Origin of the sequence: Nocardioides nanhaiensis (assembly GCF_039542785.1) — a bacterium.
In the GTDB taxonomy this organism is placed as follows: domain Bacteria; phylum Actinomycetota; class Actinomycetes; order Propionibacteriales; family Nocardioidaceae; genus Nocardioides; species Nocardioides nanhaiensis.
Genome location: NZ_BAABIM010000002.1, coordinates 754480 through 779150, shown reverse-complemented (window position 1 = coordinate 779150; position 24671 = coordinate 754480). Strand labels below are relative to the sequence as shown.

At 73.6% G+C, this 24671-nt stretch carries 25 protein-coding genes and 3 tRNA genes; 7 read left to right on the top strand and 21 right to left on the bottom strand.

Features of this window, described 5'->3' with window-relative positions:
• Window positions 1-57 precede the first annotated feature (57 nt).
• Genes ABD948_RS11865 through ABD948_RS11855 form a run of 3 tightly spaced genes read right to left on the bottom strand, consistent with a single transcriptional unit; the run spans window position 58 to window position 2737 of the window.
• On the bottom strand, window positions 58-1257 hold the full coding sequence (locus tag ABD948_RS11865) for a sensor histidine kinase (protein ID WP_345265991.1): 1200 nt from the start codon (window positions 1255-1257) through the stop codon (window positions 58-60).
• 39 nt (window positions 1258-1296) lie between these two features.
• The gene (locus tag ABD948_RS11860; RefSeq protein ID WP_345265989.1) at window positions 1297-1662 is read right to left on the bottom strand and encodes a hypothetical protein; all 366 of its coding nucleotides are present in this window, start codon (window positions 1660-1662) and stop codon (window positions 1297-1299) included.
• Window position 1663: 1 nt separating this feature from the next.
• On the bottom strand, window positions 1664-2737 hold the full coding sequence (locus tag ABD948_RS11855; protein ID WP_345265987.1) for a glycosyltransferase family 2 protein: 1074 nt from the start codon (window positions 2735-2737) through the stop codon (window positions 1664-1666).
• A gap of 84 nt (window positions 2738-2821) precedes the next feature.
• Here ABD948_RS11855 and ABD948_RS11850 point away from each other — a divergent pair, with 84 nt between their 5' ends.
• On the top strand, window positions 2822-3517 hold the full coding sequence (locus ABD948_RS11850) for a TVP38/TMEM64 family protein (protein WP_345265985.1): 696 nt from the start codon (window positions 2822-2824) through the stop codon (window positions 3515-3517).
• On the opposite strand, the gene ABD948_RS11845 is transcribed toward ABD948_RS11850, so the two are convergent.
• Window positions 3489-4898, bottom strand: coding sequence for a YncE family protein (locus tag ABD948_RS11845; RefSeq protein ID WP_345265983.1), 1410 nt, complete (start codon window positions 4896-4898; stop codon window positions 3489-3491). The genes ABD948_RS11850 and ABD948_RS11845 overlap by 29 nt on opposite strands.
• 84 nt (window positions 4899-4982) lie before the next feature.
• Here ABD948_RS11845 and ABD948_RS11840 point away from each other — a divergent pair, with 84 nt between their 5' ends.
• On the top strand, window positions 4983-5555 hold the full coding sequence (locus ABD948_RS11840; RefSeq protein ID WP_345265981.1) for a hypothetical protein: 573 nt from the start codon (window positions 4983-4985) through the stop codon (window positions 5553-5555).
• Here ABD948_RS11840 and ABD948_RS11835 read toward each other — a convergent pair.
• Window positions 5552-6367 carry a siderophore-interacting protein gene (locus ABD948_RS11835; protein ID WP_345265979.1) on the bottom strand — a complete coding sequence of 272 codons (816 nt, stop codon included), beginning with the start codon at window positions 6365-6367 and terminating at the stop codon, window positions 5552-5554. The genes ABD948_RS11840 and ABD948_RS11835 overlap by 4 nt on opposite strands.
• Before the next feature lie 60 nt (window positions 6368-6427).
• Entirely contained in the window at window positions 6428-6607 is a 180-nt protein-coding gene (locus ABD948_RS11830) for a hypothetical protein (RefSeq protein WP_345265977.1), read from the bottom strand.
• A 292-nt stretch (window positions 6608-6899) separates the two neighbouring features.
• Between ABD948_RS11830 and ABD948_RS11825 the strand changes: the two genes are divergently transcribed.
• Together ABD948_RS11825 and ABD948_RS11820 are read left to right on the top strand one after the other, a co-directional pair.
• Window positions 6900-8249, top strand: a complete 1350-nt coding sequence (locus ABD948_RS11825; protein WP_345265975.1) for an HNH endonuclease — start codon at window positions 6900-6902, stop codon at window positions 8247-8249.
• 258 nt (window positions 8250-8507) lie between these two features.
• Window positions 8508-9959 carry an SNIPE associated domain-containing protein gene (locus tag ABD948_RS11820; RefSeq protein WP_345265973.1) on the top strand — a complete coding sequence of 484 codons (1452 nt, stop codon included), beginning with the start codon at window positions 8508-8510 and terminating at the stop codon, window positions 9957-9959.
• 199 nt (window positions 9960-10158) lie between these two features.
• On the opposite strand, the gene idi is transcribed toward ABD948_RS11820, so the two are convergent.
• From idi to ABD948_RS11770, 10 genes are all read right to left on the bottom strand, one after another.
• Window positions 10159-10767 carry an isopentenyl-diphosphate Delta-isomerase gene (idi, locus tag ABD948_RS11815; protein WP_345265971.1) on the bottom strand — a complete coding sequence of 203 codons (609 nt, stop codon included), beginning with the start codon at window positions 10765-10767 and terminating at the stop codon, window positions 10159-10161.
• Window positions 10764-11786 (bottom strand): NAD(P)/FAD-dependent oxidoreductase, encoded by a 1023-nt coding sequence (locus tag ABD948_RS11810; RefSeq protein ID WP_345265969.1) that lies wholly within the window; start codon window positions 11784-11786, stop codon window positions 10764-10766. Before ABD948_RS11810 ends, idi begins: the two co-directional genes overlap by 4 nt.
• Window positions 11779-12318, bottom strand: a complete 540-nt coding sequence (locus tag ABD948_RS11805) for an isoprenylcysteine carboxyl methyltransferase family protein (protein ID WP_345265966.1) — start codon at window positions 12316-12318, stop codon at window positions 11779-11781. The genes ABD948_RS11810 and ABD948_RS11805 overlap by 8 nt, the downstream gene beginning before the upstream one ends.
• Window positions 12315-13412: a type III polyketide synthase gene (locus tag ABD948_RS11800; RefSeq protein ID WP_345265964.1), complete on the bottom strand. Its 1098-nt coding sequence runs from the start codon at window positions 13410-13412 to the stop codon at window positions 12315-12317. The genes ABD948_RS11805 and ABD948_RS11800 overlap by 4 nt, the downstream gene beginning before the upstream one ends.
• 26 nt (window positions 13413-13438) lie before the next feature.
• Entirely contained in the window at window positions 13439-14590 is a 1152-nt protein-coding gene (locus tag ABD948_RS11795) for an NAD(P)/FAD-dependent oxidoreductase (RefSeq protein ID WP_345265962.1), read from the bottom strand.
• Complete coding sequence (locus ABD948_RS11790; RefSeq protein ID WP_345265960.1) at window positions 14587-15432, bottom strand: UbiA family prenyltransferase; 846 nt, start codon at window positions 15430-15432, stop codon at window positions 14587-14589. Before ABD948_RS11790 ends, ABD948_RS11795 begins: the two co-directional genes overlap by 4 nt.
• A 100-nt stretch (window positions 15433-15532) precedes the next feature.
• Window positions 15533-16513 (bottom strand): agmatinase, encoded by a 981-nt coding sequence (gene speB / locus ABD948_RS11785; RefSeq protein WP_345265958.1) that lies wholly within the window; start codon window positions 16511-16513, stop codon window positions 15533-15535.
• A gap of 125 nt (window positions 16514-16638) precedes the next feature.
• A tRNA-Phe gene (locus tag ABD948_RS11780) sits at window positions 16639-16712 on the bottom strand.
• A 43-nt stretch (window positions 16713-16755) separates the two neighbouring features.
• Complete coding sequence (locus tag ABD948_RS11775; RefSeq protein WP_345265956.1) at window positions 16756-16947, bottom strand: hypothetical protein; 192 nt, start codon at window positions 16945-16947, stop codon at window positions 16756-16758.
• A gap of 479 nt (window positions 16948-17426) precedes the next feature.
• Window positions 17427-17502, bottom strand: a tRNA-Glu gene (locus ABD948_RS11770).
• A 104-nt stretch (window positions 17503-17606) separates the two neighbouring features.
• Here ABD948_RS11770 and ABD948_RS11765 point away from each other — a divergent pair.
• Together ABD948_RS11765 and ABD948_RS11760 are read left to right on the top strand one after the other, a co-directional pair.
• Window positions 17607-17683 (top strand) — tRNA-Asp (locus ABD948_RS11765).
• A 106-nt stretch (window positions 17684-17789) separates the two neighbouring features.
• Window positions 17790-18152: a metallopeptidase family protein gene (locus tag ABD948_RS11760; RefSeq protein WP_345265954.1), complete on the top strand. Its 363-nt coding sequence runs from the start codon at window positions 17790-17792 to the stop codon at window positions 18150-18152.
• A 14-nt stretch (window positions 18153-18166) separates the two neighbouring features.
• Here the strand turns inward: ABD948_RS11760 and ABD948_RS11755 are convergent, their stop codons facing one another.
• Window positions 18167-19171, bottom strand: a complete 1005-nt coding sequence (locus ABD948_RS11755) for an ATP-binding protein (RefSeq protein ID WP_345265952.1) — start codon at window positions 19169-19171, stop codon at window positions 18167-18169.
• A 338-nt stretch (window positions 19172-19509) separates the two neighbouring features.
• Here ABD948_RS11755 and ABD948_RS11750 point away from each other — a divergent pair, with 338 nt between their 5' ends.
• Window positions 19510-21060: an NAD(P)/FAD-dependent oxidoreductase gene (locus ABD948_RS11750; RefSeq protein ID WP_345265950.1), complete on the top strand. Its 1551-nt coding sequence runs from the start codon at window positions 19510-19512 to the stop codon at window positions 21058-21060.
• 6 nt (window positions 21061-21066) lie between these two features.
• On the opposite strand, the gene ABD948_RS11745 is transcribed toward ABD948_RS11750, so the two are convergent.
• Genes ABD948_RS11745 through ABD948_RS11730 form a run of 4 tightly spaced genes read right to left on the bottom strand, consistent with a single transcriptional unit; the run spans window position 21067 to window position 24664 of the window.
• Entirely contained in the window at window positions 21067-21729 is a 663-nt protein-coding gene (locus ABD948_RS11745; protein ID WP_345265948.1) for a PaaI family thioesterase, read from the bottom strand.
• 9 nt (window positions 21730-21738) lie between these two features.
• The gene (locus ABD948_RS11740; RefSeq protein ID WP_345265946.1) at window positions 21739-22677 is read right to left on the bottom strand and encodes an alpha/beta hydrolase; all 939 of its coding nucleotides are present in this window, start codon (window positions 22675-22677) and stop codon (window positions 21739-21741) included.
• On the bottom strand, window positions 22674-23282 hold the full coding sequence (locus ABD948_RS11735) for a TetR/AcrR family transcriptional regulator (protein ID WP_345265944.1): 609 nt from the start codon (window positions 23280-23282) through the stop codon (window positions 22674-22676). The genes ABD948_RS11740 and ABD948_RS11735 overlap by 4 nt, the downstream gene beginning before the upstream one ends.
• Entirely contained in the window at window positions 23279-24664 is a 1386-nt protein-coding gene (locus tag ABD948_RS11730; RefSeq protein WP_345265942.1) for a flavin-containing monooxygenase, read from the bottom strand. Before ABD948_RS11730 ends, ABD948_RS11735 begins: the two co-directional genes overlap by 4 nt.
• Between the last annotated feature and the right edge of the window lie 7 nt (window positions 24665-24671).

Sequence of the window (24671 nt, the reverse complement as noted above, 5' to 3'; positions counted from 1 at the left end):
TCTGCCTGGTGGAACGTGTTCTAGTCGAGGGGTTCGGGCGAATCCGTGCGCCCGGGATCAGCCGGGCAGCAGCACGAGGGCGGTGGTGCCTCCGCCCGGCGTCTCCTCGAGCGAGATCCGGCCGTGGTGGGCCTCGACGATCCGCTTGACCGTCGCCAGACCGATGCCGCTGCCCTCCACGGTGTCCGAGGCACGCGCCAGGGGCAGGAAGACGCGCTCGCGGTCCTCGGGGGCGATGCCGATGCCGTGGTCGACGACGGTGACCAGCCAGCAGTCGTCCATGCTGCGGGCCGACACCTCGATGCGGGCCGGCTCGCCGGGGAGGTGGAACTTGGCGCTGTTGGCCACCAGGTTCTGCAGCACCGCGCGCAGCTGGGCCGGGTCGCCCGGCACGGTCGGCAGCTCGCCGACGGCCACCTCGGCGCCGGCGAGCGACGCCGTGAGGTCCTCGACCACCTCGGCCATCAGGCGCGCCAGGTCGACCGGCTCGCGGGTCAGCTGGCCGCCCAGGCGCGCGTAGGCCAGCAGGTCGTCGATCAGCGCCTGCATCCGGTCGGCGCCGCCCGAGGCCCGCCCGAGCAACGACCGCACGCGCGCCTCGGTCACGTCCTCGCGAGCAGCAGCTGCGTCCTCGAGCTGCTCCTCGATCAGGTCGATGGCCATCCGCACGGAGGTGAGCGGGCTGCGCAGGTCGTGGCTGACCTGGCCCGCGAACGCCGTCAGGGCCCCGTTGGAGCGCTCGAGCTCGTCGCGGGTCTGCTCCAGCTCACGCGTGCGCAGCTCCAGCTCGAGGATGTCGACGACCCGGTCGGCCAGGCGGCCCAGCGAGGCCTCCTGCGCCGGGCTGAGGGTGCGCGGGACGGTGTCGAAGACGCAGAGCGTGCCGATGGTGACGCCCTGGGGCGTACGCAGCTGGTGGCTCGCGTAGAAGCGCACGTCGCCGATCCGGCCGGTCACGAAGGGGTTGTCGGCGAAGCGAGGGTCCTGCGAGGCGTCGGGCACCACGATCGGCTCGCGCAGCGGGAGCGCCACGTTGCACATGGAGTCCTCGCGCGCGCAGACGGAGGCGTCGAAGCCCACGGTGGCGACCTGGTGCTGCTCGTCCTCGGTGATCAGGTTGATGGTCGCCATCGGCACGTCGGCGACCTGGGCGGCCACCTCCACCAGCGCGATCAGGTCCGAGCGCGGCGGCTGAAGCAGGATCTGGTAGCGCTCGATCTCGAGCACACGACGGGTGTCGTCGACGGTCGCGGTCACAGCCGTCCTTTGGTCGGGTGGCGGGGGGTGTGGACCAGGCTAGCCCGCCGTGAGCGACTCCGCCGGTGTGTCGCGGGCGGCCCCGGGCACGAGCGCCCACACCCGCACCACGAGCAGCAGGCAGACCAGGCCGGCCAGGCTGCCCAGTGCCGGCAGGGCGAGCACGTCCGGCCCCAGCGTCCCGGCCGCGCGGTCGGCGGAGGCCACCCGCACCGCGAGCGTGGCCGAGGCGACCATGGCGGCGATGATGCCGAGCGCGATGGCCAGCTGGGTCAGCACGAAGCGCCAGCGGGCGCGGCTGCTGCGACCGCAGGCGGTCAGGTACAGCTCGCGCAGTGGCATCAGCAGGCTCAGGATCAGGTAGAACAACCCGCCCAGGCCGGTGCCCGGGAGTCCGGCGGTCATCTCAGTGCCCCTTCTCGTAGACCAGCAGCGGCTTGCGCAGCACGACCTCGCGCCACAGCGCCGCCAGCATGTGCACGCCGTTGACCAGCCGCAGCACCCAGAAGCACGGGAAAGAGAGCAGCACCCGGCCCACCTCGCCGCGCCGTCGGCCCGCCACCAGCACGGGGACCAGCAGGGCGGGCACGTCGACCAGGTAGGCCAGCAGCACCCACGGGCTCAGCGCGACGGCGAGCACGGGCAGCACCATCAGGTACACCAGCGAGGCGAGCACGGCGTCGGCCACCGCCACCCCGACGACGCCCGCGAGCATCGGCATGCGCAGGATGCCGCGCCAGTGCAGCCGCACGTTCTGCACGAAGCCGTGCGACCAGCGCTTGAGCTGCTTGCCGAGGAAGTCGTAGTCGTGGGGCTCGATCGGGTAGCAGACCGCCTCCGGCACGAACCGCACGCGGTGGCCGCGCTGGTAGAAGGTCCAGGTGAGGTCCATGTCCTCGGCGCGGGTGCGCTCGGACCAGCCGCCCGCCGCCACCAGCATCTCGGTGCGGTAGGCCGAGAAGCAGCCCGAGGAGATCAGCGGCGTGCCGTAGTAGTCCTGGGCCGGCTTGTAGAAGGTGAACGACAGCAGGTACTCCACGTAGCGGCCGCGCTCCCACACCGAGCTCACGTGCCGCGGCACCACGAACCCGCACGCGGCCGCCACCTCGGGGTCCGCGGCCAGCGGCGCGAGCAGCAGCTCGAGCGCGTCGGGCGCGAGGGTGGTGTCGGCGTCGATCGCCATCGCGAAGGTGGTGCGCACCTGCCGCAGCGCCAGGTTCTGGGCGCCGGCCTTCGAGCCGGTGTTCTGCTCAGGGCGCAGCACCTCCGCGCCGGCGGCGCGGGCCAGCTCGCCGGTGCCGTCGGTGGAGCAGTCGTCGACGACGATCACCCGCGCCGGCGGCGTCGTCTGACCCAGCACGCTGCGCACCGTGTCGGCCACCGAGGCGGCCTCGTCGTAGGCGGGGATGATGACGGTGAGGTCGTCGGCCGGCGCGCGGCGCGGCGACGCGGGTCGGGGAAGGGCCTCGAGGTCGGTCACGGGCGGTACCTGTCACGGCTCGGCGTCGGCGTTACGCCGTGAGACCCAGCTCACCGCTCACCGGCGACCCGGGATGCTGGGGGAGTGACGACGTCCGCTGCCGCGCGCAGCCGCCCGGTGGCGCTCGCGGTGCTGCTGGTGGCCGTGCTGGCCGCGGCGCTGGTGGTGCAGCTCGTGGTCGGGCTGCCGACCCCGGGCGAGGTGCAGGACTGGCTGCAGGGGCTGGGTGGCTGGGTCGTGCCCGCCTACGTCGCCGTCTACGTGGGCGTGTGCCTGCTGCCGGCGGGGCCGGTGGCCGTGCTGACCCTGGTGGGCGGTGCCGCCCTCGGCCCGTGGCTGGGCGTGCCGGTGACGCTCGCCGCCGCCGTGGTAGGCGCTTCCGGCGCCTTCGCGCTGGCCCGCCTGCTCGGGCGCGACGCGGTGCTGCGGCTGGTCGGCGACCGCGCCCGGGGGTTGGACGAGCTGGTCGAGCGGCACGGCCTGACGGCGGTGCTGCTGGTGCGCCTGGTGCCGTTCATGCCCTACGCCGCGGCCAGCTACGCCTTCGGGTTGAGCGCGGTCCGCTGGCGCAACTACGTGCTGGGCACCGCGGTCGGCGTGCTGCCCAGCACCGCGGCGCTCGTCGTCGTCGGGGCGTACGGCGCCGACCCGGGCTCGTGGCCGTTCCTGGTGGCCGCCGGCGTGCTGGCGGCGCTGACGGTCTGGGCGCTGTGGCGTGCGCGGCGGGCGCGTGGGGCGCGCACGAGCCGGGTCAGCGGGTCGAGCGCTCCCACGCCGTGACGGCGCTGGTGCGCAGCGGCGCCGAGCTCGGCGTGTTCCTGCCCAGGCCGCGCACGAACGCCTTGCGGATGAACCCGTTGCGCACGCGTTGCGGGTGGTCGCCCACCTTGGTGGTGGTGACGATCCGGCCGGTGCGGTAGCTGATCCGCGAGACGGTGTCGGAGCCGCTCCAGGAGATGTAGCAGTACTCGCCGTCATGGCTCGGGGTGACCCAGTAGGGCTTGAGGCCGCCCTTGATCAGCCTGCCCTGGCGCATCGTGCGGGCGTCCACCACCGTGGCGTAGTCGCTCATCGTGCCCGCGACGCAGATCTTGCGGCCGCCGGGGTCCATGGCGATGCCGTGGTGGGCGGAGTCGAGCAGGTAGGCCGGTCGCGGCAGGTTCGGCACCAGGTTGGGCAGCCGCTTGACCCGAGTGATCCGGCCGGTGCGGCGGTCCATCTCCACGAAGCCGTGGAAGAAGGAGAGCTGGAAGTAGAACTTCTGCTCGTCGGGCGAGACGGTGATGGGCCGCACCGAGATGCTGGTGCCGCGCAGCCCGGCGCGGTCCAGGGCCTGGCGCACGTTGTAGCGGCGGATGATCTTGTTGGTGCGGGCATCCACGATCTGCAGCACCCGCTCGCCCTCGAGCGGGTCGGGCAGCCGGTCGTCGTCGAGCGGGCTGTACACGGTGCCGATGCTGGCGTGCAGGATGCGGCGCCCGCCGTCGAGATAGGTGCTCTCGTGCGGCGAGCCACCCGAGGCGAAGCGGCCGACCTGCTTGCCGTCAGCCACCCGCAGCACGTGCACCACGTTGCCGGTGGAGGCGCTGACGACCACGCGCTTGCCGTCGGGCGAGAGCGCCATGTGGTCCGAGCGCACGCCGGCGACCGGGAAGCGCCACACGATGCGCTGCGTGCGGAGGCTGATCGCGACGACGTCGGCGAAGGAGGGCCGCGAGATGATCACCAGGCGGCCGTCGTTGGAGGAGTACATGTCGTCGACGAACTGGTCGTTGCCCTCGCCGATGAGGGCGCGGATGGCGAGGAAGTAGGCCAGCCGGTAGGGGTTGGTGACGATCTCCTGCATGCGCGCGTCGTAGTCGGGCACCACGTCGATCTGGCCGATCCGCCGGAACGTGCCCGGTGCCAGCAGCGTGGCCGTGCCCTCCCAGTTGTTGCCGACGAACACGACTCGGCGCAGCGACTTCGGCAGCGGCCCACGCGTGCCCGGCGTCGCGCTGGCGGCGGACGGCGCCGCCTGTTCCGGTGCGACCGCGGGAGCGGCGGCGGGGGTCGGGGCGGCGTCCACCCGGGTGGGGCCGACGACGCCGAGCGTGCCCAGGGTGGCCGCAGCGGTGGCGGCGGCCAGCACGAGCCGGGCTCGGTGGGTGGTGGAGCGCATGTCGGTTCCCTCGGGTGGGCGGGTGGTCGGGCCATGATGCCCAACGACGGACCTCCGTGGGGGACACGTGGCACGATCCGTGCCGTGAGCAGAGGGCGCGGGCGGGCGCGCGCGGTCGTCGTCGTGGTGACGCTGGTGCTGGCTGCCGGGTGCACCGGCGGCGAGGAGCCCGGTGAGGAGCTCGAGGTGGACGACTCGGCGCAGGGACCGCCGCGCGACACCGTCGCCTCGGCGTTGGCCGCCGCCTACGCCGGCGACCACAGCGCGCCGGAGGGGCGCGAGGAGGCGGCGTGCTTCGCCGACGCACTGCTGGAGCGGGCGGACGTCGCTGCGCTGCAGCGGGCTGGCGTCGTCGACGAGGAGGGCGCGGTGCCCGACCCGCTCCCGGTGCTCGACGAGGCGACGGCCGGGGTGTGGGTCGACGCCCAGGCGGCGTGCGCCGACTTCGTGGAGGTCTCGACCCGGGCGCTCACCACGCAGAGCAAGGGCCGGCTGGACGGCGAGGCGTACGCCGCGTGCCTGCGCGCGGAGCTGACCCCGGCGCAGCTGCGTGAGGCGCAGGTGCAGGCCCTCGCCGGCGAGATGGCCGGCCCCGCGGTGGCCGCGCTGACGCAGGCGCAGGGCACGTGCGCCGGCCGGGCGCTGCCGAGCGACTAGCTGGCTCGGTCGGTCGGGACGTCGGCTGCCATCTCGCGGGTCCAGGTGGCCTTGACGCTGCGCCACTCCTCGTCGGTGTGGCCGCGGCGCCAGTAGGGCGAGGCCGAGAGGTGCGCGGTGTCGACCCAGCGCTCCTCCAGCAGGTGGCGGCGCACGGCGCGCACCGACTCGGCCTCGCCGTGCACGAACGCGCTGAGCACGCCCGCGGGCCGGGGGAGCGCGCGGACGGCGTCGGCCAGCAGGTGCGTGGGGTCGCCCGGGTGGTCGGCGCGGTGCACCCAGTGCACCTGCAGCTCGCCGGGCGAGCCCAGCGCAACCTCGCCCTCGGGGCCGGCGACCTCGGCGACCACGACCACTGGGCGGCCCGGCGGCACGGCCTCGGCGCTGGCCGCGATGGCGGGCAGCGCGCTCTCGTCGCCCACGAGCAGGTAGGCCTCTGCGTCGTCGTGCGGGGTGTAGCCGCCTGCCGGGCCGCGCAGCTGCAGCCGGTCGCCGGGCTGCGCGTGGGTGGCCCACCGGCCGGCGTGGCCGACGTCGCCGTGCACGACGAAGTCGATGGTCAGCCGGCGCTGCTCGGCGTCCCAGTGCCGCACCGAGAACCGCCGCGGACGCGGTCGCTCCTCCGCCGGCAGCGCGCGCGTCTCGTCGTCGGTGAACGGCGGCGCGTAGCCGGCGGTGGGCGGCAGGAAGAAGCAGTTGACGTAGGCGTCGGTGTGCGCGACCGGGGTGAGGTCGGCCAGGCCCTCGCCGCCCAGCACCACGCGCACCATCTCGGGCGTCAGCTGCTCGGTGCTGACGACGGTTCCGTACATGCGGGGCTCCTCCGGGTTCGCTGCGGTCCCCGCCACTGTAGTCACAAGGTTAGGGTTGCCTCACTCGGTGGTGCTGACGGCGTCGACGAACGCGGCGTCGGGATCCTGGCCCACGTTGAACTCGGGGTCGTCCTCGATGACCAGCTCACCGCCCACCATCACGATCCGGTCCACGACGCCGTCGGCCGCCGTGCGCGACACGACGCGGGCGAGGTCGGTCAGCGGTGCGCAGGCGGCCACCGTGACCGGACCATCGCGCTGACCGGGTGTCCGAGACGTTGAGCGTCCTGCTCGACGTCCACCCCGGAATCGACGACGCGCTCGCGATCCTCGACGCGACGACGGCGCCACGGCTCGACGTCGTCAGGCTGCCACGCGCGTGCGGCGAACGAGAGTCATCCCGCCGAGGCTGGGCGGTTCTGAGAGCACTGCTCTTTGAGACTCGTCGGCAGGGAGCAGGCAGTGCGGGAATTATCTGTGGAGTCTGAAGACACTGCTAGATAATCGAACGTATTATTGGTAATATCTCTCTATGGAAAGCCTTCTCGACGACGTCCGTGGCCTCACCGCCACGCTCGTCGAGGCTGCCGCCGGGGCCGGGTGGGGGCGTGACGAGCGGGCACTGGTCGAGACGCTGACGGCGATGGAGCAGCTGTCGTGCGCGATCGCCGGCGTGCAGGCCGACTGTGCGGTGGCGCTCGACGCCAGCGTCCGTGCTCGGGAGGCCGCCCAGGGCGTGCGTGCTGCGCGGCAGGGCCGGGGGGTCGCGGCGCAGGTCGGCCTGGCTCGCCAGGAGTCACCGCACCGGGCGCGGGCTCTGGTCGGGTTCGCGAAGGACCTCGCCACCGACCTGCCCCGCACGCGGGAGGCGTTGCTGACCGGACGACTCAACGAGTTCCGAGCGATGGTCATCGCCCGGGAGTCCGGCTGCCTGGACGCCGAGCAGCGCCTGGCGCTCGACGAGGCGATCTGTGCTCCCGGGGTGCTCGACGGGCTCGGCACGCGGCAACTCGCCGGCGAGCTGCGCAAGCGCGTCGCCGAGATCGACCCCGCCGCGGTCGTGCGGCGCCACGAGCGAGCGGTGCGTGACCGCAACGTCACCGTGCGTCCCGCGCCCGACGGGATGGCCTACCTGACCGGGTTGCTGCCGCTGACGCAGGCCGTGGCCGCCTACGCCGCGCTGCGCAAGGAGGCCGACCGGCTGATCGCGGCCGGCGACCCGCGCGGTCGTGGGCAGATCATGGCCGACCTGACCGTCGAGCGGCTGACCGGCCAGAAGGTCGCGCAGGACGTGCCGATCTCGGTGACGCTGGTGATGTCCGACCGTTCCCTGCTCGGCGCCGCCCACGAGCCCGCGGTGATGCCGGGTCACGGGTCCGTGCCCGCGCAGGTCGCACGCGAGGCCGTCGCCCGCGCGTGCACGACCACCCAGGCGTGGATCCGCCGTCTCTACGCCGACCCCGGGGGCGACCTCGTCGCACTGAGCACCCGGCAACGGCTCGCCACCGATGGGCTCGCCGCCTACCTCGAGGCGCGCGACCAGGGCATCTGCCGCACTCCCTGGTGCGACGCACCCGCCCGCCACGTCGACCACGTGCTCCCCGACGCCGACGGCGGCCGGACCGACGATCTCAACACGCAGCAGCTGTGCGTGGCCTGCAACCTGTCCAAGCAGGCGCCCGGCTGGTACCAGGAGCCGGTCCCCGACGACCCCCTCGGTCGGCACACCGTGCAGACCACCACTCCCACCGGGCACCGCCACCGCAGTCGGGCGCCGGCTCCACCCGCTCCGGCTGTTGCTCCGCGGGCTTGTGGGTGCAGGCCTCTCGTGGTCGAGATCTACCGCAACCTTCCTCGGATCGAGTACGAGCTCGTCACCTGAGCCGGAGGTCGGTGGCAATGCACCGATGCGACTGGGCGTGCCTCCCCGACTGGTTCGCCGTCCGCTCGAGTTGGACGGGAGACACCCTCCGCTCGACAAGGCTCATGGTGGCAGACGTGAGGCGGTAGGCACGCGCAGATTCGGCTGAGACAGCACGTGAACCCGATCTCCTCGGTGACGAGTTCTGGCGAACCGGGGCCCTGCGCTGGTGCGACGTGTTGAGGTGGTGCCTCGACCGAACGGGAGGAGAAACCGAAGATGGCGACGCCGCCAGGCTGGTACGACGATTCCCGAGACCCGACCATCATCCGCTGGTGGGACGGGCAGCAGTGGACACAGCATGCGAGGGCGAAGCCTCACACGGCACACGATCGGCCAGTTCAGCCGCACGCTCCTGCCTCACCCTCGAGCGGACCGTTCAAAGCGGCGAAGCCGAAGTTGTTCGGCAAGGGCCAGGCGCTCGAGGAGGCGCACGCCGAGATTGCGAGGCTTCAGGCTGAGCTCGCGCGGCTCGGGGTGATGGATGTGATGGCGCTGGAGGCCGAGCGTGAGCGGCTGCAGGCACACGTGGCCGCGATCGCGCAGCAGGCCGCGGAGGCTGAAGCGGACGCGGCGCGGCAGCGCGTCGAATCTGAGTCTCGGCTGGACACATTGCGACGGCTGATCGTCGAGACCGAGGAGACATCGATTCTCCAGGAAGTCGGGATCTACCGCTACCAGCACCCGCTCGACGACTCCGTCGCCTTCCGTGCCGAACTGTCCAGGATCCAGGACCAGATCAAAGCGATGGTCAAGAAGGACGGCGGGGCTATCAACGCGACATCGAACTGGCAGGTCAACGGTTCGGCGGCGCAAGGCAGGAAGATGGTCAGCGACACAAGCAAACTGATGTTGCGGGCCTACAACGCCGAGGCCGACAATCTCGTACGCGGCATGAAGCCGTACAAGCTCGACTCCGCCAAACAGCGCCTCGACAAGGTGGCCACCACCATCGCCAAGCTCGGCACCTCGATGAGCATTGCTGTCTCGGTGCCGTACCACCAGCTGCGCTTGAGGGAGCTGGAGCTGACTGCTGACTACCTGGAAAAAGTCGCTGAGGAGAAGGCTCGCGACCGGGAGGAGCGCGAACGGCTGCGCGAGGAGCGAAAGGTCGAGCAGGAGATCGAGCGCGAGCGGCAGCGTCTGCGCAAGGAGGAACAACACTTTCGGCAGGCCATCGCCCAGCTGCAGGCCAAGGGCGACGTGGAGGGTGTCGAGCGCTTGCAGGCCCAGTTGGCCGGCGTCGTCGGCGAGATCGAAGCCGTCGACTTCCGCGCCCGGACGCTGACGGCCGGGCACGTCTACGTGATCTCCAACATCGGCTCCTTCGGAGAGGGAGTGCTGAAGATCGGCATGACCCGCCGGCTCGAGCCGATGGACCGCGTGAAGGAGCTGGGCGACGCGTCCGTTCCGTTCATCTTCGACGTCCATGCTCTTTATTTCTCCGAGAACGCCGTCAAGATCGAACGCGAAATGCATCAGAAATTCGCAGACCGCCGCGTGAACCGGGTCAACAACCGCAAGGAGTTCTTCAAGGTCAGCGCTGCTGAGGCACGGGGCGCGCTCACCGAGCTGTCTGGTGAGCTGATGACTTTCGTAGACGAGCCCGAGGCGTTGGAGTATCGGCAGGGGCTGCAGGGCGCGACCGCCGGCAGCGACGTGACCCGATAGGCGACCCCGAAGCGCCGCTCACTGACCATTCTCTATTTGTTCGAGTCGCACTCTTCACAACTCGAATTGAGATCAGCGGCCGGCCGAACGTCACAAGCTGAAGCTCAGAACTTGGCGGACCCCTGAAGTGCACCGCCACGGTGCCGCCGGAAAACCAGAACGCCACGCGCGTCAATCAGCGCAACAGCCAGCGAGCCCGTCAGAGGCGGACTGCCGGCGGCAGCGCCCCGCCCACGGACTCGGCGCCGAGCAGGTCGGCGGGCAGGTCGGCCACCTGCAGCGCGCACCAGGGGCTGACGTCGCGACGTCCGGCGAGCACGTCGTCGCGGAACTGGGGCCACGGCACCCACTCGGCGGCGCCGACCTCGTCGGGGTCGGGGGCGAGCGCACCCGGGTCGGGGCAGGTGGCCACGAGGACGGGGCACATCTCGTTCTCCACGGTGCCGTCGGCCATCTCCACGCGATAGCGGAACGTCGGCAGCACCGGGCGCAGGTCGGTGAGCTCGAGGCCGAGCTCCTGCTGCACGCGCCGACGGACGGCGTCGGTGAGCGTCTCACCGGGTGCGGGGTGCCCGCAGCAGCTGTTGGTCCACACGCCGGGCCAGGTGACCTTGCCGTCGGCGCGGCGGGTCAGCAGCAGCCGGCCGGCGTCGTCGAGCAGGTAGCAGCTGAACGCCAGGTGCAGCGGCGTCTGGGTGTGGTGCACCTCGGCCTTGGCCTGCGTGCCGATGGCGTGGCCCCGCTCGTCGAGGAGCACGACCTCCTCGACCGCCCCTGACTCGACCGCCCGTGCGGGCCCGGCGCTCACGCCGGCCTCGCCAGCTGGTTGACGGCGGCACCGAAGACCCGCGGCAGGCGGGCGGCGGTGGGCACCAGGTGACGTCGCACGACCGACAGCCTGCCAGCCTGCAGCAGGGCCGCCGTGAGCAGGTGGTGCCGCCACGAGACGCGACGCCAGGCGGCCTCGTAGCCGGCGGGGTCGCCGGCCACCACGGCGTCCACGGCGGCGCGGGCCTGGGCCAGCCCGACGGCGATGCCCTCGCCGGTCAGGGCGTCCACGTAGCCGGAGGCGTCGCCCACCAGCAGCACGCGGCCGGCCACCCGGGCGGTGGGGCGCTGGCGCAGCGGTCCGGCCCCGCGGACGCCGTCGAGCCGGCCGGCGGGGAGCCGCTCGGTGATCATCGGGAAGTCGCCGAGCAGGTCCTCCAGCGGTCCGGGGGTCGCGCTCAGCACGGCCACGCCCACCTCGTGCGCGCTGACCGGCGTCACGTACGCCTCGGCGCGCGGCGACCAGTGCACCTCCACGAGGTCGCTCCACGGCGCGACTGGTACGTGGGCGCGCAGCCCGAACCGCTTGAGCCGCGAGGCGGGAGCCTCGAGCCCGAGCAGGCGGCGCACCGGCGAGTGCAGGCCGTCCGCCGCCACCAGGTGACGGGTCGGCTCGCCGTCCACCAGCACGTGGTCGCCGTGGTCGCTCACCTCGCGCACGACGTGCTCCACCACGGGCACGCCGGCCTGCTCGACGGCGTCGCGCAGCGCTGCGTGCAGGACCGTGCGCCGCACCCCGCGGCCCTCGCCGTGCCGGAAGGGTGCCTCGACGGCGTGCCCCGGCGCCACGTAGCGGATGCCGCGGATCGGGTGGCCCTCCAGCGCCACGCCCAGCTCGGTGAGCGCGGCGACGGCGCCCGGCATGAGGCCCTCGCCGCAGGCCTTGTCGATGACGCCGGCCCGCTTCTCGCGCACCTCGACGTCGAGACCGGCGCGCGCCGCGTAGAGGGCGGTGGCCAGGCCCACCGGGCCGCCGCCCACCACCACGAGGTCACGCATCGGCGAGCCTGGACTGGGGAAGGGTTGCGAGAGCAGTGTTCTCGGTGCGCAGTCGCACGGTGAGCAGCCAGGCGTTGAGCACGGTGAATCCAACCGCGGTGATCCAGCAGCCGTGCACCAGCGGCAGCGCGACGCCCTCGGCCACGACCGCCACGTAGTTGGGGTGGCTCGTCAGCCGGTACGGGCCCGAGCGCACGGGAGCCAGCCCCGGCACCACGATGACGCGGGTGTTCCAGCGCCGGCCGAGGGTGAGGATGCACCACCAGCGCAGGCCCTGCGCCGCGAGCACCACCACGAGCATCGTCCACGCCAGCAGCGGCGGCGGGTCGGGGCGCCGCACCCACGCCTCCACCAGCATCGCGGCCAGGAAGCCCGTGTGCAGCACCACCATCGCCGGGTAGTGCCCCTGCCCCGTCTCGACGCCGCCGCGGCTCAGGCTCCACGCCGCGTTGCGCTTGCTCACCACCAGCTCGGCCAGGCGCTCCAGCGCGACCAGGCCGACCAGGACGGTGAACGCCACGAGGCCGGTCACGCGCTGGGCTCCGTCTGGTCCGCGTGCTCCGTCGCCCGCAGCAGCACCAGCTCGGAGCAGAAGCCCGGCCCCATCGCCATCAGCAGCCCGTGGCTGCCCGGCTCCGGCGGTCGCTCGCGCAGGGTGTCGGCCAGCACGTGCAGCACCGAGGCCGAGGAGAGGTTGCCGATCCGGGCCAGCGACTCCCGGGTGAGCGCGACCGCGTGGTCGTCGAGACCGAGCGCGTCGCGCACGGCGTCGATCACCTTGGGCCCGCCCGGGTGGCAGACCCAGAAGCCGACGTCGTCGAGCGTGAGCCCGTGGTCGGCGAGGAAGCGCTCGACGTCGTCGCGGATATAGCGGCCCACGATGGTGGGCACCTCGGCGTCCAGCACGATGCGCAGGCCGCGGTGGCTGACGTCGAAGCCCATGGTGCGCTCGCTGTCGGGGTAGAGCCGGCTGCGCGAGTCGAGCACCTCCACCTGGCCGCGCGGCGAAGCCGGGCCACCGCGACCGGAGCCCGTGGCGACGACGGCGGCGGCGCCGTCGCCGAACAGCCCGCTCGCCACCAGGTTGGGCACCGAGACGTCGTCGCGCTGGACGGTCAGCGAGCAGAGCTCGACGGTGACCAGCACCGCCACGTGGTCGGGGTGGCCGAGCAGGTAGTCGTGCAGGCGGGCCACCCCGGCCGCGCCGGCGACGCACCCCAGGCCCACCAGCGGCACGCGGCGCACGTCGGGCCGCAGGCCCACCACGGAGGCGATGCGCGCCTCGAGCGAGGGGATCGCCAGGCCGGTGACGGTGGCGCAGATGATCTGGTCCACGTCGGTGGGCGTCAGGTCGGCCGCCTTGAGCGCGTCCTCGAGCGCCTGGGCTCCGAGCGCCGTGGCGTGCTCGATGAACAGGTCGTTGGCCTGGCCGAAGTCCTCCAGCTCGCCGTAGCGCTCGATGGGGAGCACGAGGAAGCGCTGGTCGACGCCGGCGTTGGCGTGGAAGCGCTGCATCACCCGCTCGTCGAGCTGGCCGCGCGCGATGACCTGCTGGAAGGCCTCGGTGATGCGGGCCTGGGTGTGCTGGTGCGGCGGCAGGGCGCCGCGGACGGCGAGGATCTCCATGTCTGTGCCTTTCGGGTCAGGTCGGGTCAGGTGCGGAGCAGGCCGACGGCCAGGCGGGCCGCCAGCCGAGGGGTGATGCGACCGTCGCCGAGCCCCAGCTCGACGAGGGTGTGGAAGACGTGCGGGTCGCGGGCGGCGGCGCGGATGCCGGCGCCGACGACGCGTGGGTGACGGCTCAGGTGCCCGGCCGCCCAGGTGTGGCGCAGGTGGCTGCCCAGCAGCCGCTGCACCGCGCGCCGGTGCTGCAGCGCCGCACGGTCGGGGGTGCCGGCGACCACGTGCTCGGCGGCCGCACGTCCGGCCAGGGCCCCGGTCGCGACGGCGTAGTAGATGCCCTCGCCGGTCATCGGGTTGACCAGGTCGGCGGCGTCGCCGACCAGCAGCACCCGGCCCGACGTGGGGTGCACGCGCCGGTCGAGCCCCGAGAGCGGCAGGTGGTGGCCGCGCCAGTCCCCGCCCGACGCCGTGGAGCCGGGTAGGAGCCGCTCGAGCTCGGTGAGCATCAGCGCGCGGGTCGGCGGCTCGCCGTCGCCGACCAGCTCGCCGTAGCCCACGTTGGAGAGCCCGTCCCCACGGTCGAAGGTCCAGGCGTAGGAGGGCTGGCTGCGATCGCCGAACCGGATCACCTGCTGGCCGCGGCGCCCCGGCGGCGTCGGTGCGTAGCCGCGCAGGGCCAGGGCCGTGCGCGCCGTCCCCGGGACGTGGAGGGCGCGGCGCACGGCGGAGTGCGCGCCGTCGGCGCCCACCACGAGGCGGGCCCGGATCGCGCCGTCGAGCAGGAGCTCGGCGCCGTCCTGCTGCAGCGACCGCACGCGGTGGCGGCGCAGCACCGCGCCGGCGGCGACGGCGTGCTCGACGATGCGGGCGTCGAACACCTGGCGCGGGATCACCCACGCGGGCCGCGCCATGGTGCCGGCCACCCGGTGCTGCCCCAGCGAGAGGTCGAGCCGCCGCACCGGTGCCCACCCCGCCACGACGTCGCCGGCCCCGAGGCTCGCGAGCACCTCGACGGCGTGCGGGGCGACGCCGTCGCCGCAGCACTTGTCGCGCGGGAAGTCCGCGCGGTCGAGCAGCAGCACCCGCAGCTCCGGCCGCACGCGGAGCGCCGCCAGCGCGGTGCTGGCTCCGGCCGGGCCGGCGCCGACCACGACGAGGTCCCACACGGCGTCACTGTTCACGGCGCCATCACCAGGAGCACGACGGCGAGCGCGGCGATGCCGATGGCGGCCCGGAAGGGGGTACGCCCGTGCGTCGTCAGGGTGACGACGGCGAGCGCCGCCGCGGCGGTCAGCACGGCCACGCGCAGCCACGGGGCGGCTCCGGCCGCACCGAGCGCGATCACCAGGGTCGCCACCAGCAGCGCGACCACGGCGGCCACCGCCGAGCGCCGACCGCCGAGGCGGTGGGGGAGACCTCGGACGCCGGTGGCGAGGTCGTCGTCGAGATCGGGGAGGGCGTTGAGCAGGTGGGCGCCGACACCGAGCAGGGCGCCGCCGAGCGGCAGCCACCAGGGGGGCGCCGCCACCCCGGGGGCGGCCAGCACCACGAAGACCGGCAGGCCGCCGAACGCCGTCGCGTAGGGCAGCCATGACCACGAGGTGGCCTTGACGCCGAGGTCGTAGGCCCAGCCGGCCGCCACGCACCCGAGGTGCACGAGGCCCGCGACGATCCCGCAGGCCAGCGAGAGGGCCACGGTGGCGGCGACGGCGAGCGCCACCGCGGTGCGCGCCACGGGCACCGGCAGCTCGCCGGTGGCCAGCGGCTTGTCGGTGCGGCCGACCGCGTGGTCGCGGTGCCGGTCGAGGAGGTCGTTGCCCCAGCCGATCGAGAGCTGGCCGGTGAGCACGGCAGCCGCCACGAGCGCCACGCGTCCGGCGTCGAGGTCGCGCGAGGCCGCGAGGAGCGAGGCGAGCGCGGTGACGGCCACGGTGGGTCCGGGGTGGCAGGAGCGCGCCAGCCCCGCGGCGACCGCAGCAAGAGCGGGCGGCGCGTCGTCGCGGCTGCGGGCCACCTCGCTCATGCGCCTCCCGGTCCGCCTGCTCGCCGCCGCGGCACACGACCGGGGCGGGGTCTGCTGGTACCCGTCGCGCCGCCGCGGCAACCGACGTCGGCGCGCCGCCTCACGACACGCCGGCGCTGCCGGGCGGTGCCATCAGCGTGATGACCTCCCAGGCCACGTGCGCGGCGGCCAGCCCGGTGAGGCCCGCGTGGTCGTAGGCGGGCGCCACCTCCACCACGTCGGCGCCGACGACGGAGAGCCCGCGCAGGCCTCGCAGGGTGGTGACCAGCTCGCGCGTCGTCAGGCCGGCCACCTCGGGGGTGCCCGTGCCCGGGGCGTGGGCGGGGTCGAGCACGTCGATGTCGATCGAGACGTACACCGGGCGGTCACCCAGCCGGGCGCGCACCTGCTCCACGATCTGCGGGACGCCCCGGTGCTGGTACTCGTCGGCGTGCACCAGGGCGAACCCCAGCCGCGCGTCGTCGGCGAGCTCCGCGGGGCCGTACACGCCCCCGCGGATGCCCACGTGCTGGCAGGCGGCCAGGTCCAGCAGCCCCTCCTCGGCCGCCCGGCGGAAGGGGCTGCCGTGCCACAGGGTGGCGCCGTGCAGGACGTCCCAGGTGTCGAGGTGGGCGTCGAAGTGCAGCACCGCCAGCGGCCCGTGGACGGCGTGCGCGGCCCGCAGCAGCGGGAGCGCGATCGTGTGGTCGCCGCCGATGGCGACCACCCGCGTGCCGGCGGTGGTGAGCGCGGTGGCGCGCTCCTCGATGGCGAGCACGGCCGCGGCGACGTCGTAGGGGCCCACCGCCACGTCGCCGGCGTCGACGACCTGCTGGGTGGCGAAGGGATGCACCTCGAGCACCTGGTGGTAGGGGTGCAGCTGCCGCGAGTGCTCCCGCACGTGCGCCGGTCCGAAGCGCGCCCCGGGCCGGAAGCTGGTGCCGGCGTCGAACGGCACTCCCAGCACCGCGACGTCGGCGTGCGGCACCTCGTGCAGCTGCGGCAGCAGCGCGAAGGTGGCGATGCCGCCGTAGCGAGGCATCGCCGGGTCGTCGCGCGGGCCGATCGGCGGCGTCCGCTCCCCGGGGGTGTCGTCGTCCATGGGTGCTCCTCGCGGTGCCGCAGGGGTGGAGTGCCGATCCTGCCGCACCGCGCAGCACGACGGCCCCCGCCGGACCGGGGTCCGACGGGGGCCGTCGCTGCAGGTGGAAGCCCTGCGTGTGCTCGTGGGCAGGGGCGGGGTCGAACCGCCGACCTTCCACTTTTCAGGCGGACGCTCGTACCAACTGAGCTACCTGCCCGAGCGAGACGGCACGATACCCGAGGCAGTGCGCACGCGCGCAATCAGGCCTGGTCGTCGTCGCGACCGCGCTGTCGGCGGGCCAGCAGGAAGACTCCGACCAGGAACGCGAACCCGATCCCGGCGCCGATGGCGGCGAAGAGCCACGGCGTGGACGGCTCGACACCGCTGGGCGCCGGATCGGCCGCCGCCGCGGCGCCCGGGGCAGCCAGGGCGAGCAGGACGACGGCCAGCACGGCGCAGGAGCGGGGGAGCGCCCGTCCCGCGGATCGAGGGCGGACCGGGGACGACGTCGAGGCGGGCACAGGCAGCAGCCAAGCACGTTCCCGACTCTCGGGGGCGCCCGGCCGCTGGCGCGTCACCTACGTGGGTAACGGGGCAACGACGCGTCCGGTGCACGTGCAGGGGGCTCCGCTGGCGGACGCGCTCGACGGACCTCAGCGGGCCCGAGGGGGAAGCACGCATGATCTTCGGACGAGTACCCGACGACGCACCGCCGGTCGCCGCGCGGCGCTGTGCCCGTGCGACCTGGCCACACGAGGTCGCGCGCCTGCGGGCGATCCCGGGCGGGGCGGGCCACGACGACGGCGGCTGCGCCACGGTCGAGGTCCGCGACGACGAACGCCCCCGGCACGCGGGGTGACCGGGGGCGCTGCGCCGCGCCGACGGCGCAGCGGGGCTGGAGACCTCAGCGTAGCCCCGAACGCCTGGGACCTGGCACCCCCAACGGGATTCGAACCCGTGCTACCGCCGTGAAAGGGCGACGTCCTAGGCCACTAGACGATGGGGGCCTGTGCTGGCGCCCAGCATAGGGCCCGCTCGGGCCCGCCCTCGATTGGGAGGCCCCGGATGCATGGGCTAGAGTTCCCACCGCTCCGCTCGTGGAGCACAACCTGGCCCCGTAGCGCAGTTGGTTAGCGCGCCGCCCTGTCACGGCGGAGGCCGCGGGTTCGAGTCCCGTCGGGGTCGCCACCAGCACGAGCAGGCCCCCACCTCACGGTGGGGGCCTTCGTGCTTCCCGGGGTGGATCCAGGCTCAGGGTGGATCCAGGGCTGGTGCCGCCCGGCAGGATGGGGTCATGCCGGTGGAGGTCAGTGGGGAGCGCTTCGACGCGCTCGTGGACGAGGCGCTCGACACCATCCCCGACGAGCTCGCCACGCTGGTGCGCAACGTCGTCGTGCTCGTGGAGGACCAGCCCCCGCCGGAGGAGCCTCGCGACCTGCTGGGTCTCTACGACGGTGTCGCCCTCACCGAGCGCGACGAGGTCATGGGCGGCCTGGGGCACCTGCCGGACCGGATCTTCATCTTCCGGGAGCCGCTGATGGCGCACTGCAGCACCGAGGAGGAGCTGGTCCGCGAGGTGCACATCACCGTGGTGCACGAGGTAGCCCATCACTTCGGCCTCGACGACGACCGGCTGCACGAGCTCGGCTACGGCTGAGGGCGGGACCGGGCTCAGGAGACGCTGGAGCGGGCGCTGGGCAGGCCCTGCGGCCCGGCGGCCGGCCGGGAGGCGATCGTCTCCCAGGCGACGGCGCCCTCGCCCGCTGCCTGGCGCAGCACCTCGGCGAGGAACCAGCGCTGGAAGGACTCCTGCTCGGGGGTGCGGGCCACGGAGAGCAGCCGCTCCTCGCGGCAGAACGCGTCCGCCAGGTCGAGGAGCTCCGAGAGCCGCTCCAGCCGGCGCTCGTCGTCCTTGCGCAGCCGGACCCGCAGGTCGGTCGTGGGGCGACCCTGCGCCCGGGCCCGCTCGGCCTGGTCGGCCCCCAGGTCGTCGCGCAGGACGCGCTCGAGGGACCCGAACAGGTCCGAGAGCGTCTTGGCCAGCGGGTACTCCTGCTCGTGGGCGAGGGCGAGCAGCCGCACCTCGCGGCGCAGCTCGCGGTAGTGGCGCTGGAAGGACAGGTAGGCCGCGACGGGCACCTGTTCGACGACGAGCTCGGTGGGCTGCTCGTCGCCGCTGGCGGGGGAGGGGCCCGACTCGCCGGTGATCGTGCCGACCGCCTCCTCCTCGCCGATCTCCGCGGCCGGGGTGAACCAGACGACCTTGCCGTCCTCGTCGATGTCGGCGCCCCACGCCTGGGCGGCACGGGCCACGATGCCCAGACCGCGGCCGAAGGTGAGCAGCACGTCGTCGAGCCCGTCGAGCCCCTCCAGCCCGTCGAGCCCGGCGCTGTCGTGCCCCGCCGCGGGGTCGGGCTCGGTGGGCAGCACCGGGCGCTCGCGCGAGGCGTCGCGCACCTCGACCCGCGGGTGCTCCGGGGTGCCGCCCAGCGTCACCGAGATCGGGGCCTCCCCGTGCAGCAGCGCGTTGGTGACCAGCTCCGAGGTGCCGATCTCGGCGGCCTCGACGAGGTCCTCGCGCCCCATCTCGCGCAGGCCACCGGCGATCCACCGGCGTGCGTCGTGCACGCCGCGCGGACCGTTGCCCAGGGCCAGGGCGGGCCGGTTGAGCGTCACGGTGGGCTCCACGAGGGATGGGCGATGGGGTGGTCGGGGTGGTCGGGGTGGGACGAGGGTCGATCCGGGGCGGGAGCACGCCGCGCGGCGGCCGCGTGGGTGCTCCATCGTGACCGGCTTACCCCCGTCCCGCCAGCCGCAAACCACGGATCGTGCGCCTTTCTCGCCCGTCCGCGGAGGATGTCGGCCCTCGCGGACGCATGGCGCCGCGGATGTGACCAAGGCGACCTGAGCCGAGATTCACACGTGAGTTCCGCGCAGGAGGACACTGGGAGTACGAGAAGCACCCGGGGAGCGCGGAGATCCCGCCTCCCGCACGCAGCGCCACGGAGGACCCCATGGCAACCGACCGCACGGACCGCCACGACAGCCCCGAGAGCCACGACCGCTCGACCGAGCCCGCGATGTCGCCGCAGGCCCGGGCGGCCGGCCCCGAGACCGACCGCCACCAGGTGGTCGTCATCGGCTCCGGCTTCGGCGGGCTCTTCGGCACCAAGGCGCTGCGCCGGGCCGACGTCGACGTGACGATGGTGGCCAAGACGACCCACCACCTCTTCCAGCCGCTGCTCTACCAGGTCGCCACCGGCATCCTCTCCGAGGGCGAGATCGCCCCGCCGACGCGCGAGATCATCGCCCGGCAGAAGAACGCGCGGGTGCTGCTGGGCGAGGTCACCGACATCGACCTCGACGCCCGCACCGTGACCTCGCAGGTGCTGGGCCGGCGCACCGTGGTCGGCTACGACTCGCTGATCGTCGCGGCGGGCGCCGGCCAGTCCTACTTCGGCAACGACCACTTCGCCGAGTTCGCACCGGGCATGAAGTCCGTCGACGACGCCCTCGAGCTGCGCGGGCGGATCTTCGGCGCCTTCGAGCTCGCCGAGATCGGCGCGGCCCGCGGCGACGACATCGACCACCTGCTCACCTTCGTGGTGGTCGGCGCCGGCCCCACCGGCGTCGAGATGGCCGGTCAGATCGCCGAGCTGGCGCACCGCACGCTCAAGCGCGACTTCCGCGCCATCAACAGCCGCCAGGCGCGGGTGATCCTGGTCGACGCCGCCCCGCAGGTGCTGCCGCCCTTCGGCCACCGGCTGGGCACGTGGACCAAGCGCGAGCTGGAGAAGCTCGGCGTCGAGGTGATGCTCGGTGCGATGGTCACCGACGTCGACGAGCGCGGGCTCGAGGTCAAGTACAAGGACGGGCGCACCGAGCGCATCGCCGCCGTCACCAAGGTGTGGGCGGCGGGTGTGCAGGCCAGCCCGCTGGGTGCGGTGCTCGCCGAGAAGACCGGCGCCCCGCTGGACCGCGCCGGCCGCATCGGCGTCAACCCCGACCTCACGCTGCCCGGCTACCCCGAGGTGTTCGTGGTCGGCGACATGATCGCCCTCGACAACCTCCCGGGGGTCGCGCAGGTGGCGATCCAGGGTGCCAAGTACGCGGCCAAGGAGATCGACGGCCGGCTCAAGGGCAAGGCCGCGCAGCCGCCGTTCAAGTACTTCGACAAGGGCTCGATGGCGATCATCAGCCGGTTCCGCGCCGTCGCGCTGGTGGGCAAGCTGCGCATCACCGGCGTGCTCGCCTGGCTGATGTGGCTGGGCGTGCACCTGGTCTACATCACCGGCTTCAAGAACCGGGTGACGGCGGTGCTGCACTGGTTCGTCAGCTTCCTGGGCCGTGGCCGCTCCGAGCGCACCTCCACCGAGCAGCAGATCTTCGCCCGCAACGCGCTGGGTCGTCTGCGCCGCGGCGCCACCGACCTGGTCTCGCCCCCGGGTCAGTACGACGCCCGTGACGCCGAGGCCCAGGAGGCCCGACGTCGCGAGCTCGAGGAGCAGGCCGCCGAGGAGGCCCGGCTCACCGACGACGGCGTCCGCGGCGTCAAGGTCGGCTGAGGCCCGCTACTCGAAGAAGCCCGGTCGGGTCTCGGCGTCGGCCGGCTCGCGGGCCCACCGGGGCAGGATGAACAGGCCCTCGGCCTCGACGCAGAGGCCCTCGGGGCCGGTGAGCTCGCCGCGGGCCCAGGTCTTGTGGCCCTCGGTGCGCTCGATCCACGCCTCGGCGCGCAGCGGTCCGAGCGGGGTCGGCTTGCGGTAGTGCACCTGCAGCGTGGCGGTCATGCCGGGTCGGCCGCCGGCGCCGGCAGCCTGGCCGAGCATCTGGTCGAGCACCAGCGAGGCGACCCCGCCGTGCACGCAGCCGGGGGGTCCCTCGTAGGCGGCGCCGAGGTGGAACTGCGACCACACGCGCGAGCCGTCCTCGGCCTTCTCGACCACCAGCGGCGGCGCCACGGCGTTGCGCAGGCCGATGACGGCGTTGCCCCAGGGCCGGCCCACGCCGTCCTCGCTGAACGTGACGCCGAGCGCCCCCTCGATCTCGCGCTCGCGCAGCCGCGCGGTGACCGCCTCGACCGCCGCCTGCGCGGCCCGGATGTCGTCGCCCCCGAGCTCGGTGCGGATCGCGGCGTCGACCAGGTCGCGCACCGCCTGGGTGAAGGGGCCGTAGACGGCGCTCTGCTCCTCGATCTGCTCCGGGGTGAGGTGCTCGGGAGCGAAGCGCGACATGCCCCGACCCTAGTGGTGGGCCGGCGTCGGGGCGGGCCGGAGGGTCCGGGTCAGGAACGCCACCTGGTGGGCCACCACGGCCTCGAACCACGGCATCCCGGCGTAGACGTCGAAGTGGTCGCCGTCGTAGTGCCGCACCTGCGCGCGGGCGGCCTCGGCCACCTTCATCGCGGCCTGCAGCGGTGCGCTGCGGTCGGAGTCGGCCACCTGCACCAGCACCGGTGCGGTCACCTCGGCGGCGACCTTGCCGACGGCCACCCGGCCCAGCTCGAGCCCGACGGCGGCGTCGACCTCGTTGCGCCAGGTGGGCCCGGCGATCGCGAGGTACGCCTCGTACTGGCCCGCCAGGGTCAGCGCGGCGCGCTCGCCCGGACGGCCGACGATCGGCATCATCCGGGCACGACCCACCCGGCCGCCCACCGTGCTGGCGACACCCTCGACGGTCGAGCGCAGCACCGAGGAGACCGGGTGGTGCTGCAGCGCGAGCCGGCCCGCTGCCGCGCCGGACACCAGCGGCGTGAGCGCGACGACGGCGGCCACGTCGCGGCGCCCGGCGGCCACCTGCAGCACGTGCCCGCCCGCGAGCGAGACGCCCCACAGCACCAGCCGCGAGGTGTCGACGTCGTCGAGCCTCGAGGCGGCCGCCATCGCGGCCCGGTAGTCCTCGAGCTGGCGCTGCACCGAGACGGTCTGCCGGGGCTCGCCCGGCGAGGCGCCGAAGCCGCGGTAGTCGAAGGCCAGCACGTGCAGGCCCGCGACGGCGAGCCGCTCGGCGAAGGGCAGCAGGCCGGAGTCGACGGTGCCGCCGAAGCCGTGCGCCATCACCACCACCGGCCGGCCGCCTGGCCCGGCGAGCGCGTCGGAGCCGGCCGGCACGTGCTGGGCGACGCAGGCGGCGTCGCCGCTGGCGAAGGTGATCTCGCGAGAGCTGCGCTGGTCGGTGGTCATGGGGTCCTCCCGTAGATCGAGCTGAGCCAGACGTGCACGACGACCGCGACGTGCTCCTCGCGCGACAGGTCCGACCCGCGGGCCAGGCGCTCGAGCATCCGGTCGTTGAGCTCGAGCAGGGTGGCCGCCAGCACCGGCGCGGGCGGGCCGTCCGGCGCACGACCGGCGGCACGCTCGGCGTCGATCATGGCGGCCACGACCGGCACGAACGACTGCCGGTCGCTCTCCCAGAGCTCGCGGACCGCGGCACTTCCGGCGCGCGCGTCGAGCATCGCCACGAACACGTGCTGGTGCCGCTCCCAGGCAGCGAACAGCCCGCGGATCGTGGCCTCGATGTTGGCCGCGGGCGGGCCGGCGGCCGAGAGGTGTGCGGCGGCCGCGACGGCGTCGTCGTACATCTGCTCCACCAGCGCGGCCACCGCGGTGGCCTTGCTCTCGAAGTAGAAGTAGAACGCCGAGCGGGTGACGCCGGCGCGCCGCGCGATGTCGGCGATGGTGATCGAGTCCAGGCTGGAGTCCTGCAGGTGGTCGTCGAGCGCCCGCAGCAGGGCCTCGCGCCGCTGGTCGCCGCGCCCGGGCGGTCGCCGGTCGAGGGTCGACCTCACGGGACGGGGTGCAGGTGGGCGGTGCGGACCAGGCCGGGGGCGCCGTCGCGCTCGGCCCGGGCACGGCCCTGCGGCAGCTCGCGCGTGCGCAGCTGGTGCTCGTAGACGAAGTAGTCGAGCTGGTGAGTGTGCCGCGGGCGGTCGAGCACGTGACCGCGGTAGAGCTGGTCGTCGGCGGCGATGACGCGCTCCATCTCGGCCACGGGCGGCGGCACGTAGCGGCCCACGGCGTAGGCGGCGATCAGTCGGGCCTGGCACTCCACGAAGGGGAACAGCGTGGGGGTGGCCTGCGCGAAGCCGGCGAACAGCAGGTCGTCGAGCCCGGGCTTGAAGATCCGCTTGTACAGGTCGATCCGGTTGCCGGGCGCGCTGAGGAAGTCGGGGTCGAAGAACGGGAAGGTGAGGTTGTACCCGGTGGCGTAGACGATGACGTCGAACTCGGCGCTGGCGCCGTCCTCGAAGTGCACGGTGCTGCCGTCGAGTCGCGCGACGTTGCCGCGCGGCGTCACGTCGCCCGACATCAGCCGCAGCGGCAGCTCGCCGGACTGGGTGGGGTGGGCCTCGAAGAACTTGTGGTTGGGCGCGGGCAGGCCGTAGAGGCGCGGGTCGGAGCCGGTGAAGCGCTGCCCCCACTGGGCGGCCTTGCGCTGCCAGGAGAGCGGCAGCTGCGGGATGGTGCGGTAGTTGGCGTCGGCGGCCTTGCCGTTGATCAGCTTGGGCACGATCCAGGCGCTGCTGCGCGTCGAGAGGGTGACCTGGTTGCGGAACACCCGCTGGGAGAGCTCGACGGTGATGTCGGCGGCGCTGTTGCCCAGACCGACGACGAGGATCCGCTGGTCCATCAGGTGCAGCGGGGTCCACGGGTCGACGTAGTGGTGGGAGTGGATGGACTGCCCGGTGAACTCCCCCGGGAAGTCTGGGTAGCGCGGGTCCCAGTGGTGTCCGTTGGCCACCACCAGCAGGTCGGCGTACCGGGTGCCGGTGCGCTCGGTGGTGAGCCGCCACCCGCCCTCGGGCAGCCGCTCGGCGTGCAGCACGCGGTTCTCGAACTCGATGTGCTCGCGCAGGCCGAAGGCGTCGCAGTAGTCGTCGAGGTAGGCCTTGATCTGGGTGTGGTGCGGGAAGTCGGGGAACGCAGCGGGCATCGGGAAGTCCTTGAAGGACAGCTGGTGCTTGGAGGTGTCGATGTGCAGCGAGCGGTAGGCGCTGCTGTGCCCGTTGGGGTTCTCGAACGCCCAGTTGCCGCCCACCCGGTCCGAGGCCTCGAAGCAGGCGACCGGGACGCCGTAGTCGGCGAGCATCTTGGTGGCGGTCAGCCCGCTGATCCCCGCGCCGATGACGGCGACGGTGGGCGGGGTGGTGGGTCGAGCAGCGGTGGTCACGCCGCGA